Source organism: Rhizobium sp. Leaf262 (genome assembly GCF_001422245.1).
GTDB lineage: Bacteria > Pseudomonadota > Alphaproteobacteria > Rhizobiales > Rhizobiaceae > Agrobacterium.
Genome location: NZ_LMMM01000008.1, coordinates 54,428 through 67,427 on the forward strand (window position 1 = coordinate 54,428; position 13,000 = coordinate 67,427).

The following is a 13,000-nucleotide window of genomic DNA, read 5'->3' on the forward strand; positions in this document are numbered from 1 at the left end:
TCGTCCTAATGAGGAACGTGTCGAAAAGACCGATACTTGCTGCAAACACACGAGATGCTCTTTGACGCGCACTGGCACGGCTTCCGTGTCTTCGGCGGCGTGCCTGGTCGTGGCATTTACGATAACATGAAGACAGCGGTCGATCGTGTGGGTCGCGGCAAGGAGCGACAGGTCAACATGCGCTTCCTCGCGATGACGAACCATTACGTCTTTGCACCTGAGTTCTGCAATCCAGCGGCCGGTTGGGAAAAGGGTCAGGTCGAGAAGAACGTCCAGGATGCCCGACCACGCTTGTGGCAACAGATGCCAGACTTTCCAAATCTGATGGCTTTGAATGACTGGCTGGAGCAACATTGCCAGGAGCTGTGGCGGGACACGGCGCATGGCACCTTGCCCGGTTCTATCGCAGATGTTTGGGCCGATGAGCGAGCAGCATTGATGGCATTGCCGACTGCATTTGACGGCTTCGTCGAGCAGAGCAAGCGCGTCTCACCAACATGCCTGATTACCTTCGAGCGGAACCGCTACAGCGTGCCTGCATCATTTGCAAACCGGCCCGTCAGCCTGCGGATATATCCCGAGCGCCTGGTCGTCGCAGCCGAGGGAAACATTCTATGTGAACACGCGCGGGTCATCGAGCGCAGCCACAGGCTACCCCGGACAATCTATGATTGGCGACATTATCTGACGGTCATCCAGCGCAAGCCCGGTGCCCTGCGCAATGGTGCTCCCTTCCTGGAATTGCCGTTTGCCTTTCGACAACTACAGGACCAGATGCTTCGCCACCCCGGTGGTGATCGTGAGATGGCCGATATCCTTGCCCTCGTCCTTCATCACGACGAACAGGTTGTCGTCAGGGCTGTAGAACTGGCTTTGGATCAAGGCGTGGCAACCAAAACGCATGTGCTGAATCTTCTGCACCGTCTCATCGACGGCAAGACGAACGAGGGTCCCGACGTCGATACGCCACAGGCACTGACCTTGCTACGTGAACCCAAGGCCAATGTAGAACGCTACGATGGCTTGCGCGTCCGGATCGTGGGAGGTCGCCATGCGTCATGATCCTGCCAGCGCGGCCGTCGTCATCATGCTCCGTAGCCTGAAGATGTATGGCATGGCGCAAGCCGTCACAGACCTGATCGAGCAAGGTGCTCCAGCTTCTGATGCAGCCGTGCCGATCCTCTCCCAGTTGCTGAAAGCCGAGATGGCCGAGCGCGAGGTCCGCTCCATCGCCTATCATATGAAGGCTGCACGCTTCCCTGCCTACAAGGACATCTCTGGATACGACTTTGCCGCCAGCGAGATCAACGAAGCGACGGTGCGCCAGTTGCACAGATGCGAGTTCATTGACGGAGCGCAGAATATCGTGCTCGTCGGCGGACCGGGCACAGGCAAAACCCACGTGGCGACGGCCCTTGGAATCCAGGCTATCGAACATCACCGTCGAAAGGTCCGCTTCTTCTCAACCATCGAATTGGTCAACGCACTTGAGCAGGAGAAGGCCAAAGGCAAGGCAGGCCAGATCGCTGAGACCTTGGTCCGCCTTGATCTGCTGATCCTTGATGAGCTCGGATACCTTCCATTCAGCGCTTCAGGCGGAGCGCTGCTCTTCCACCTGTTGAGCAAGCTCTATGAGCGGACCAGCGTGGTGATAACCACCAACCTCAGCTTTAGCGAATGGGCAACCGTCTTCGGCGACGCCAAGATGACGACGGCATTGCTCGATCGTTTGACCCATCGCTGCCATATCCTGGAAACAGGTAATGACAGCTTCCGCTTCAGGGCCAGTTCGGCAGCCGCAGCAAACAAGAGAGGAGAAAAAGCCAATCCCTTGACCAAAACCCAATCATAAAACCATAGTCAGAGGTGGCTCACTTCTCGGTGGAAAAACCGGCTCAGTTCCGCATGGAAACCAACACCACAGAGTATGGGATTTTACACTTGGCATGTCGCAGAGAACAAACTTTACGGTGACCCCTACTTGGCTGAACTCTATGGCATTTCCATTGAGGAGCTGGCTAAAGGAATTTCAGTTGAACAGATTTTTGCGATCATGGTGGATGACGACCGCGCTCTGATAGCCAGTAACGTTCACAGCGCGATCCTGACCGCCGAACCATCAATTGGTCGCTTCCGTGTACGGCATTCCGACGGTACGACGCGGTCCTTGGTATCATTCGGACGTTGCCTTCATGATGAGGTGGGCGTCCCAACCTTCTATACCGGAGCCGTAATCGATGCCTCTTCACCGCATATCGCGGAGGGCAACGATCCTTTGGAGGCCCATTGTCGCGCGGCGTTATTGCTTGCGAAAAGAAGAGGTAACGATCTTGCTGCCCGTTATCTTTCTTCAGCATTGAATACGGTCTCTTCCAGCCCTGAGAGACAATAGATTTCCAGGTGACGGTTCATCTTGGTTTGGTCGACGAGAAATTTCAATTACCGCAAGCAAACCACAGCCGCGCTGTGTCAACTGCCCTGTTACCATCCAGTTAAAATAGGTTTCGCACGGAGCTAAGCATTACGTGACCGAGTGCGCCGGGCTTCATTTCTTTGCTCCACCGGAGATGTCGTTAGGTTTGACCAAGAGGGCGCACACTTCATATTCCGAGCTCGCTATCGTCGGTGCTGGATGGCCTCTTAACGCGCGCTTTTTCGGCAGGTCAATGAGTTGGGCATCCTTCGACGGGTGCGCTGATTTTTCGAGATGCTGATTGTTGCCTAAAACTTATGTCACGCGAGATATCCTCACTTGTATGCCTCAGATAAATCCTAGTTGACCTGACGTCAGTCCGAAATTCCAAATCTCAGCTTTTGCAACTCTGCCTAGTAATTGAGCATATTGAGCTTTTCGTGTGCAAAAATAACTAAATTTCAATGGTTTATTTTTATATGACTGAAGCAATTCCCAGCATACACGCTTTCATCATCAGAGGCCAAAAGTGAGCATATTCGGCAATCTAAAAATCAGGACGCGCATCATTATCGTTGCCGCCATCCCCACGATCGCCTTGGTTGGCGCAGCCTTGCAAGACAATGTCAAGCGATTGCAAACTGCATCTGAGGCGCAGTCCGTGGCAGAAATTGCTTCGATGGCCCCTGTCTTGGGCGCCACAATCCACGAGGTTCAAAAGGAACGTGGAGCTTCCGCCGGTTTTGTAGGTGCCCGTGGACAGGGCGAGTTCGGCCCGCTTCTTGAAAAGCAAAGGGGTGCTGCAGACGCGGCAATCCAACGTTTCATCGCGCTTGGTCTAACGGACGAAGATAACGATATGGCACCTGCTTTAAAAGAACTTGCTGCCACCGCTCAGGCCAAACTCGATAAGCTCAAAGCAATGCGGCAGGATGTAACGTCCCTCAAGGCTGGGGTGCCCGATATCGCTGCATATTTTGCCGATACTATCGGTAGCCTCATCAAGATCATTGAATCGATGAGTTCCCTGACGACAGACAGCACTATATCCAACAGAATTGTCGCTTACTCGGCCCTTCTGCAAGGGAAGGAAAGGGCAGGCCAAGAGCGTACGATTGGAACTGCGGCTTTTACATCCGGCAGCTTCAACCCAGAAAGCTATCAGCTTTTCGTAAGATTCGGTGCAATGCAAAATGTCTATTTCTCTGATTTCAACAGCTATGCGGGCGCAGACGAGCGCGCAGCTTTGCAGGATGCATTGAGCAGTGATGCAGGCAAACTCGTCGAAAGCCAGCGCAAGATTGCGATGGCTAGTCCGTTCGGAGGACAACTGAACAGCGTAAGCGGCGAAGAATGGTACAAAGCTTCGACCAATCGTATCAATGCCCTGAAAGCTGTCGAAGACAATACAGGCCTCGACTTGCGCGATCACGCCACAGCGTCTGCTGCGCAACAGCACAACAGCCTTCTCATCTCCTTGGCAATATCCGCAGGCGTTCTTGCACTCGTCGCGGTGCTTGCAACAATCGTAACACGTTCCATTACGAACCCGGTGACCCGCATTGTGAAAACGATGCGCGAACTGGCGGATGGCCATGCGGAAGCCGAATTGAGCGTCGTTGCCGACCGCAGTGAAATTGGCGACATGGTGAAATCCGTGGCCGTGTTCAAAACCAACGCTCAGGAGCGGTCAAAACTGGAAGACGAGGCGAGGACTAACCGCGCCGTGTCTGAGCGTGAACGGCTGGAGCAGCAGAAAAGAGAATCAGCCGAAAGTGCAGAAGTGCAGTTCGCTGTAGACACTCTAGCTGCAGGATTGGGCGCAATGGCCAACGGCACGTTGAACTACCGCATCAACGAGACCTTTGCGACCCGCCTCGATAAAATCCGCGTGGATTTCAACGGCGCGATCGAGCGGCTTGAGGATGCCATCGTCAATGTGAGCGGCAATGCGCAGGCCATTTCCGCCGGGTCCAACCAAATACGCGCCTCGGCTGACGATCTTGCCAAGCGGACCGAACAACAAGCGGCTTCTGTCGAAGAGACCGCCGCTGCGCTGGAGCAGATTACGACAACCGTTGCCGACACCAGCCGCCGCGCTGAAGAGGCTGGTCGTCTCGTAACCGCAACGCGCGAGAATGCAGAACATTCCGGCATGGTAGTAACGAAAGCCATCAATGCGATGAACGCGATCGAGACGTCGTCCAACGAAATCTCCAACATCATCGGCGTCATCGATGAGATTGCATTCCAAACAAACCTGCTTGCCCTTAACGCGGGCGTGGAGGCGGCCAGAGCGGGCGAGGCAGGCAAGGGCTTTGCCGTGGTTGCCCAGGAAGTTCGTGAACTCGCGCAACGTTCGGCCAGTGCGGCAAAAGACATCAAGGCGCTGATTGCGAAATCAGGAGATCACGTCAAAAGCGGCGTCGGTCTTGTTGCACAAACGGGGGAATCGCTCGGCAAGATTGTCGAGCAGGTGAAAGAAATCAGCGTCAACGTGTTGTCTATTGTTGAAGCATCGCGCGAACAGACGACAGGCCTCAAGGAGATCAATCAGGCTGTGTCCCAGATGGACCAGGGCACCCAGCAAAATGCCGCGATGGTGGAGGAATCCACTGCGGCGAGCCATGCACTTGCACGAGAAGCCGAAGCCTTGTTTGTTCTGGTCGGAAAATTCGAGACAGATGCCAGAGCAAAGTCTGCATTCTCGTCCACATCAGGTCGGCAGCCGGATCAAAAACGGTCGCCTGCCCGGCAATTGCTGAACCGGGTGAGCTCGTCATTTTCCGGCAATGCAGCTCTTAAAACCAAAAGCTGGGAAGAGTTCTAAGAAAAACCGGCTTTGACGGACTTCGATCAGGTCACCTCTCTTCGAGGAATGGAGGTGACCTGTTACCTATTCCTTGCAATCGCAATGTGGCGATTAAAGCCAAGGGTTTCCGCGCGAGACGCCTTCCGGTTCGGCAATAACTATATAGCAAATTTCTGATGAAGCTTGGCCGTAGGCAGCCATCTTTCCCCCGGTGGGAAGCTCACATCAAGTGGAAAAAAGCGAAGCCATAATCTCAAATTAAATGCAGGGCTATCTTGTTGAAACTGTGAGGACTGGAATCTTACGATTAAATGCGAAACGACAGCGCGGGAGAGATCACATATGCGCCGCAAGCTGCGCAATATTAACGGTCGCATCGTAACCGACGCCGTTGGACATAATGGTGATGCTGTCTTTGTTCTTGAACATGTACACCGAGTAGAAATTCGTAGGATTTTCGGCGATCTTCAATCCCCAGGCACTTTCGGCTAACGCAGGGATTTCCACGAGCTCCCCGGGCTTGTTCTCGGCCTTTATGACTTCGATACCCTGATCGAAATAAGCCCGTTCCGCTCCAGCGGGGATACCAAGGCTTTCGCCCTTGAAATACATGACCTTTACATAGGCACCTGATATGCTGCCTTTCCAAGAACAAAAGCCGTTGTTGGTCTCCCGTATACGTGCAGGAGCACCAACGAATTGCTCCATATCGGCCGCAGGCACCTTCAGGCAAGCCGGCTCGTTGGGATTGACCGACACCTCTGGTGTTTTTGATCCGTCCGCCGCTATGGCCGCCGTGGCTATGCTAAAACCCAATAATGCTAGTCCGGCATATCTGCGCATAGCTTATCTTTCGGTTCAACTTGAACTTGAATTGTGACTTTTTACTCGCGAGGGCTAATTTTTAGGCAATTCTATCCAGTTATTTATAATTCATAAACAGATTGCCCCTAGATTTAACGGGTGCGCCCATGATTGTCCAATCCGCGGCGAGTTGAGGATGGGGATCCTCAGCGAAGCATCATCCTGCCAGACAGCCCCAAACAGTTGCCGAATTATCGAGAGACGTGCGTCTCTATTGCCTGGTTGAGGATGTAATGACTATCCGTGTGAAACTGCTTGCCTGCATCTCGGTGCTCACCGCTACAATTGTTATGATTGCTGCCTTCTCCTTTTACGCAATGGAACAGGAAGCGAAAATTGCTGATTCCATCGTGGTTGATCGCGTCGAACCGATGGAGCATTTGAAAATAATTGGTGATCGCTACGCGGTCAACATTGTCGATACCGTGCATAAGGTTCGTTCCGGTGCATTGTCCCCGGTTGAGGGAACAGCAAATGTCCAGTCTGCACTGACTGATGTGAACGATCATTGGAAGGCGTACATAGCCACCACCCTTACAAGTGAAGAAAAGCAACTTGCCGATCACTTCGAAGAAGCGCGCTTGAAGGCGGACGTCCGCGTCCAGAAGCTTCTCGGTATCCTCACGTCGAAAGATGCTTCTGCGCTCGCCAGCTTCGCAGACAGAGAACTCTATCCGGCAATCGATCCTCTGGGTGGAGATATCGCCAAGCTGGTCGATGTGCAAATCCGCGTCGCCAAGGAGAAGCTGGCAGAGGGCACTGACCTGAGGGCAATGCTGACAACATTGATGATTGCGCTAACAGCCATGGCAGCCGCCGTTTCCGCTTTTTCTATCTGGATAGTCATTGCGGGTGTCATCCGTCCCGTGAACGCCATCACCGGCGCGATGGACGCGCTTGCCAAGGGTAATCTCGACGTCAACATTTATGGTGAGGGACGCCCTGACGAAATTGGAACCATGGCGTCCACTGTGGCTGTGTTTCGCGATAATGCACGTGATCGGGTTCGGCTTGAACAGGAAGCCGCAGCAAACCGTTCGCTTTCCGAGCAGGAGCGTGCTGACCGTGAACGCCTGCAGGCACAGGAGGCGTCGGAAGTTCGCTTTGCAGTCGATAGCATCGGCAGTGCGCTAGGCCGCCTCTCTGATGGCAAGTTGAACTACAGGATTACCGAAACCTTTGCAGACCGGCTTGATCAGGTCCGTCTCGACTTCAATGATGCCGTCGCAAAGCTCGAGGACGCCATGCGGCGCGTCGGCCAGAATGCGCAGGCAATTGCAGCCGGGTCCAATCAGATCCGTGCGGCGGCCGACGATCTCTCGAAGCGGACGGAACAACAGGCAGCATCGGTCGAGCAAACAGCAGCGGCGCTGGAGCAGATAACGACGACGGTCACCGACTCAAGCAGGCGCGCCGAAGAGGCCGGCAACATGGTCCAGCAGACGCGCCAATCGGCGGAGCACTCAGGTGCGGTGGTCAGCAGAGCTGTCACCGCCATGCACGAGATAGAGACTTCGTCGAATGAGATTTCCAACATCATCGGTGTCATCGATGAGATCGCCTTCCAGACCAATCTGCTCGCCCTGAATGCCGGCGTTGAAGCCGCCAGAGCTGGCGAGGCGGGCAAAGGCTTTGCCGTCGTTGCCCAGGAAGTGCGCGAACTCGCGCAGCGTTCCGCTAAAGCTGCAAAAGAGATCAAGGCGCTGATTGGCAAATCGGGTATACAGGTCAAGAACGGCGTCGAATTGGTGACGGAAACCGGCAAAGCTCTGGAACAGATCGTCGCGCAAGTTCAGGGTGTCAGCACCAATGTCACGGCGATTGTCGAAGGCGCTAAGGAGCAGGCGACTGGACTGCGGGAAATCAACACTGCCGTCAACACCATGGACCAGGGCACTCAGCAGAATGCGGCCATGGTCGAGGAATCGACGGCGGCAAGCCATTCGCTGGCCAGGGAAGCGGAGGCACTATTCCAACTGATCGCCAGTTTCGAGATTGGTTCAACCCATGCAGCAACCGGTCCTCGCAGAGATCTGGAAACACCACCAGCGCCGTCTCCGGCAAGACGTCTGATGGCACGCGTTTCCAACGCCGTGCGTGGCAACACCGCGGCAAAGGCCGATAGCTGGGAAGAGTTTTAAAAAGTCTGATCTGATACCTGTCTACAGGCCTTGTTGAATCAGCTTCCACCCAATCTTCTCTACAAGATTGGGTGGAGAGCCTCACGCTCAACGTCTACATCACGGTCGCGCCCGGGTACGTCGCCAAAATTCCTGCCAATGTTCAGTGTTGCTTTAAAAAGATCCTCTGGAACATTTTAGTGAATTCCAGAAAATTGCCGAGATCGCTCCCTTCAAGGATGTTCCGGAGGCATAGGCTTTGAAGTGAATTTTGCGGATCGTGTCGGAATGACAAACGATCAAAAATCACTCTCAGATATTAAGATGAAGCCCTACATAGTTTTCATGCTCTACCAACATGGATATGAAACTTTGGCGGACCTGGCTCACCTCTCGAACGCTGACATACTGCGTATGCCGCGCATGGGTGGTAGCGATTGGCGCATGGGCGTATCACGACCGACGTCGTTGACGATGAAGTCCGACGGCTGAATGCGTTTTGGGGCAGTTCGAGTGACCACGGCAGACCGGATTTGATCATCGAGGAAGTGTTAGGCACAAAAGCTGCGGCTCGCCTCGATCACTTCGACGCTGTGCAGCTTGCGACTGTTCTCCATAGCTGCCGCGAGCATGCGACGGCGAGCTCCGCCGGCAGAGCCTTGTTTGCAGTCTCGCGATTGGAGAAAAAGAGCAGCAATGATGCAGATCGGCTGACGAAGTACCTCGCGCGCTTCGATCTTAGATTTGAGGATGTCAAACAACGGTGATGATGGCGACCTCGCCAATGCTTCTCTGCAAAGCGCCGAAAGACAGTGTCATAAGTCAGCCTAGTCCAAAACGTAATATTCTCGACGGCTTAGTAGTTTTATGGGCGCTTGAAACACCGGGTCGTCGGTTCAAACCCCATCAAGGCGAAAGATTCCCCTGTAGTCTGCGACAATAAGACGATTTCCGCCAAGACAGCTTCCACGGGTCGCCGCAGTACATCTATCAAAAAAGAGATATGTCCGGCTTTGTCAACATCAACCAGAAGATGGCTACCACGGCGAAGAACGCTGGAAAGCCGCAAGCGAACCATATTCGATAGAGCCTAAACCATTCGGGCGGAAGTCCGGTGGCGGAAATTGCGGCTGCGCGAGCTATATTCCTGAGTTTGATCTGTATCCAGACAACAGGCAACCAGAATATGCCGACAAATACATAGAGGAGTAGGGACAAAAAAACCCAACCCTCAGTCAGCGACCAACCGATACTTTTTGCGAGCAAATAGCCAGTGATCGGTTGGAAAACCGCGGCGGTTGCTGTGAAAACCGTATCCGCTATCACGACAGTCCCCGCCACATGCGCGATCAGCGCGGGTTCTTCTGTTTTGCGCGCTAAGATCATGAAAAACGCGATGCCCGCGCCCGTTCCGAATAAAACCGTGGCACCGAGCACATGTGCCACGCGAACGAGTTCTTCAAACATGCCAGTCACCGTTCATCAAAAATCGCCAGCCCGGTCACTGTAAGCGCAATGGAGGGAAGAACCTTGACCAAAGGGCCGAGTGGATCGAGCCATAGAGAGGGCTCCAGCAAGGTACCACCGACCAAGTACGATGCCGTCACGAGCAACATACCGATGAGCGCTGCGCGTGAAAGAGGTTTGATCAACACAGCGATCCCGAGCAACATATCCAGGAGACAGGTAGCCACCGTCAAGCTAATTGCCGCAATTGGCGACATGAAAGGCAGGAAATGGCTCGCAGCCACACCAACTCCAAGAAGCGGTATGATACCGGAAAGGAGCCAAAAGACACTCAGACACACGAAAATCAGCGGCTTTATTAAATAGAGACGTGCGAACCAGAGATCCTGCACGCCAGATGGATAATTGGCCAGCGTCTGTTCTGCCGTCTGAAGCGTGATGAAGCTCTTCTCTGCGTCGATTATCACGCCTTCCGACATGACAGCTATTGCGGTCGAGCGCAGCGGCGAGCGCCATCCCAGTCGACCCGCTATATCCGCCAAAAAGCTAACAGGCGCAGCAAAGATAGAAGGCAGTGATATCGCCTTCGTGTCAGGAAGGCCTAGCCACCGCCTATGAATTGAAACGAGCTCGCGCAGCGTGACGGGCTGTGGCGCTGCCAGATGCAAATCACTGCCTGCGTCGATCATTCCATCAACCGCCCTCGATACAGCGTTCGCGACGTCTTCGAGCGAGACCGTCTGTACAGGGCTATCGGCGTGAACCAGTGGCACCGAGAATGGAATGCTGGCAAGAGCACGGATGAGGGCACTCCCTCCATGTGCGTTTCGTCCTAAAACAATTGCGGGACGGAGAATGACGTGGGGCAATCCGCTAGCAGCGAGTGCCTCATCTGCCGCTTTCTTTGTTCGCAGGAATGGAAGATGCTCGGCGGCACCCGACGTGCGAGCGGATATCTGCACGATTAATCGCCCCCCGGCCAGCTGACATGCCTCGTAAAGCGCCCTCGTAGCATCCTGCTGTGTCGCTGTTAAATTGTCTGCCAGCCCATCCTGTAACGCTCCGGCGCAGTTGACGATAACATCGTTGCCGCTGATGAGATTGACCCAATCGGAGTTCTTGGTCATCTGTGCAAGATCAGCAGCTACCCATTTTACAAAAGTGAGCTTTCGCCCCACTGCACTCGTGCTACGGGCGAGGCCGGTAACCGAATGACCATCTCTTGCAAGCCGGCGCGCTACTTCGGAGCCAATAAAACCACTCGCGCCCAAAATCAAAACTCTCATATTATTTTCCCGCGTCATCGGTCTACGCACTGCTCTTGACCGACCAACCTCATCTTTCGGTAATCCCGTAAAGCCCGGTATCGTCAGTTACTTCTCAAAGAGCGATGTGCGCGCCTTCCGGAACGTCATATTCCGAAAAGAACAGCGTCATACACTATAAGAGAGATCATATATCAGCCGCCAGTGGAATTAGCCGTCCAGTCCGGCAGATGTATTGATAAATCTTAGCTAGCGCAGCGCGAACACAGCCAGCTTCAAGCAAACATATTGTCGGTTTTCAGCTGCATTTAAACCAGCGCCCCGTGCCTGGCACTTCTGAAGCAGCCGCTCGGCGTGAAGATTGGCCCGGCCGCGGCCGGATTCGCATCATCGTCCCGATCCACCCCCTGGCACGCGTGTCCACGTCGATGAGAACGCCATTGATGAGGTTGGTTGCCGCAAGGCGGCGAACATCTGACACGTTATCGATTCACGAGCGTGGCGTAGGATTGAAGTGATAGCTCGGCCTACATCTCCGACATGTCGTCCAACAGATTTTGCGATAACTCGCTTATCGCGACTTCCGCTTCCTCTAATGTCCAGCCGACGCTTTCCGCCTGCTTCGCAAGTGCCATCAACTTGGGCGGCAAAGTACCGCCAGCCGCCGCCATGATATCATCCGGCTTGAGCCCTTGGGCGATTACCAGAAATTGTTGCTCCAAGGCCTCTTGGCAACCGATGTCCCTGTCAGGATAGAGCCCTGAGCTTTGTGGTCTGTTCAAAACTGCCATACGATCTCACTCACTTTCATTCGACGTAATACTTTTTTGTGGCTATCCCCAGGGAGGAAGCATTCTCTTATCCTGACTGAGCAGAGACCCACACTGGCGCGAGCAGTAAGTGCCGACAGCGAGGCCGGTTTAGCCAGTACTTTTGTAGCTACCGTAACTGGTAAGCGTCAGCATTGTCTTGCCGCTCTCGCAGCCCCTTATACGCGGCATGACGCAGCTTGCCATCGGCGGTCCACGCCCGGAACTCGATTTCCGCAATCAAGGTCGGGTGAACCCAGACGATATCGCTGTTTCCAACGTCATCCACCGGAGGCTGCTTCTGTTTCCACCGGAGCTTTTCGAGCATCTTTCGAAGCTTGATGGCCTCAGCTTCTTTGAAACCCGTGCCGACGTTGCCGACATAGATAATTTCGCCACCGCTATATGCGGCGACCGCCAGGGATGCGATACCACCAGATGTTCCCGTTGAGGTCTCATAGCCCGCGATGAAAAATGCTTCGCTCTGGACGCATTTGAGTTTCACCCAGTCTCCGGTTCGGCCGGATCGGTAGGGCTGATCGAGATGCTTGCCAACGATGCCTTCCAGAGCAAGGCTGCGCGCGTGCTCGAGGAGGGCGACGGGATCAGCGTCGACCGTTTCCGACAGCCGGATGGCACCGTCCTGATCCTTCAGGGTGTCCTCGAGCAGATGCCGGCGCGATCGGTATTCGAGACCGCGCAGATCATGCCCATCGAGGTAGAGGAGATCGAAAGCGTAGAGGATGGCATCAGAGGCCCGATTGCCCGCGGCTTTGCCGGAGGCACCAAGCGATTGCTGCAGCAGCCCGAAATCCGATCGACCTTCCTCGTCCAGTATGACTGCCTCGCCGTCGATGATCATCGTCGCCGGCCCAAGCGCGCGTGCCGCCTGTTCAATGGCTGGGAACCGGTGTGTCCAGTCATGGCCACCGCGGGTCAGGATCCGAACTCCGGTGGGTTCGATATGAACGGCAAGGCGGTATCCGTCCCATTTTACCTCCCAGGACCATTCGGATCCGTTTGGTGGCTTTGCCTTTAATTGCGCGAGTGTCGGCTCAACGCGGTCAGGCATGGGATCGAAAAGCAGCTGCGGCTGAGCCGGGTTACGTCTGCGGCGCGGCTTCGAGCGGATCGGGGCTTCGGTCTCACGAAGGAGCGGCTTTGATCTGGGAGGCTTCGTCATCGCGACAGTTCATCAGATAAACCTTAATAACATTGTGACGACGGGCATGTTGTCCCCGCTATCCACC

At 54.5% G+C, this 13,000-nt stretch carries 9 protein-coding genes and 2 pseudogenes; 6 read left to right on the forward strand and 5 right to left on the reverse strand.

Annotated features, from left to right (window positions below; translation table 11 throughout):
• Nucleotides 1–33 precede the first annotated feature (33 nt).
• From istA to ASF29_RS25045, 4 genes and pseudogenes are all read left to right on the forward strand, one after another.
• Nucleotides 34–1,062 (forward strand): annotated as a pseudogene (istA, locus tag ASF29_RS10450) (IS21 family transposase); the annotation flags it as partial.
• Nucleotides 1,052–1,852, forward strand: a complete 801-nt coding sequence (istB, locus tag ASF29_RS10455; protein ID WP_062450630.1) for an IS21-like element helper ATPase IstB — start codon at nt 1,052–1,054, stop codon at nt 1,850–1,852. The pseudogene istA and the gene istB, both read left to right, overlap by 11 nt.
• A gap of 75 nt (nt 1,853–1,927) precedes the next feature.
• Nucleotides 1,928–2,392 (forward strand): PAS domain-containing protein, encoded by a 465-nt coding sequence (locus ASF29_RS10460; protein ID WP_062450631.1) that lies wholly within the window; start codon nt 1,928–1,930, stop codon nt 2,390–2,392.
• Between the two features lie 550 nt (nt 2,393–2,942).
• Complete coding sequence (locus ASF29_RS25045; protein ID WP_062450632.1) at nt 2,943–5,243, forward strand: methyl-accepting chemotaxis protein; 2,301 nt, start codon at nt 2,943–2,945, stop codon at nt 5,241–5,243.
• 318 nt (nt 5,244–5,561) lie between these two features.
• On the opposite strand, the gene ASF29_RS10470 is transcribed toward ASF29_RS25045, so the two are convergent.
• Entirely contained in the window at nt 5,562–6,068 is a 507-nt protein-coding gene (locus ASF29_RS10470; protein WP_156462615.1) for a hypothetical protein, read from the reverse strand.
• 254 nt (nt 6,069–6,322) lie between these two features.
• Between ASF29_RS10470 and ASF29_RS10475 the strand changes: the two genes are divergently transcribed.
• Nucleotides 6,323–8,230 carry a methyl-accepting chemotaxis protein gene (locus ASF29_RS10475; RefSeq protein ID WP_082453457.1) on the forward strand — a complete coding sequence of 636 codons (1,908 nt, stop codon included), beginning with the start codon at nt 6,323–6,325 and terminating at the stop codon, nt 8,228–8,230.
• Nucleotides 8,231–8,652: 422 nt separating this feature from the next.
• Nucleotides 8,653–8,976 (forward strand): annotated as a pseudogene (locus tag ASF29_RS24795) (sigma 54-dependent transcriptional regulator); the annotation flags it as partial.
• Between the two features lie 223 nt (nt 8,977–9,199).
• Here ASF29_RS24795 and ASF29_RS10490 read toward each other — a convergent pair.
• The 4 genes from ASF29_RS10490 to ligD form a co-directional block, all read right to left on the reverse strand.
• A complete protein-coding gene (locus ASF29_RS10490; RefSeq protein WP_062450637.1) occupies nt 9,200–9,676 on the reverse strand; it encodes a DUF2269 domain-containing protein in 477 nt (158 codons plus the stop codon).
• Nucleotides 9,677–9,681: 5 nt separating this feature from the next.
• Nucleotides 9,682–10,962: an SDR family oxidoreductase gene (locus tag ASF29_RS10495; RefSeq protein ID WP_062450638.1), complete on the reverse strand. Its 1,281-nt coding sequence runs from the start codon at nt 10,960–10,962 to the stop codon at nt 9,682–9,684.
• A gap of 506 nt (nt 10,963–11,468) precedes the next feature.
• Nucleotides 11,469–11,732, reverse strand: a complete 264-nt coding sequence (locus tag ASF29_RS10500) for a hypothetical protein (RefSeq protein WP_062450639.1) — start codon at nt 11,730–11,732, stop codon at nt 11,469–11,471.
• A 148-nt stretch (nt 11,733–11,880) separates the two neighbouring features.
• Nucleotides 11,881–12,933 carry a non-homologous end-joining DNA ligase gene (gene ligD / locus ASF29_RS10505; RefSeq protein ID WP_062450640.1) on the reverse strand — a complete coding sequence of 351 codons (1,053 nt, stop codon included), beginning with the start codon at nt 12,931–12,933 and terminating at the stop codon, nt 11,881–11,883.
• Nucleotides 12,934–13,000: the final 67 nt, after the last annotated feature.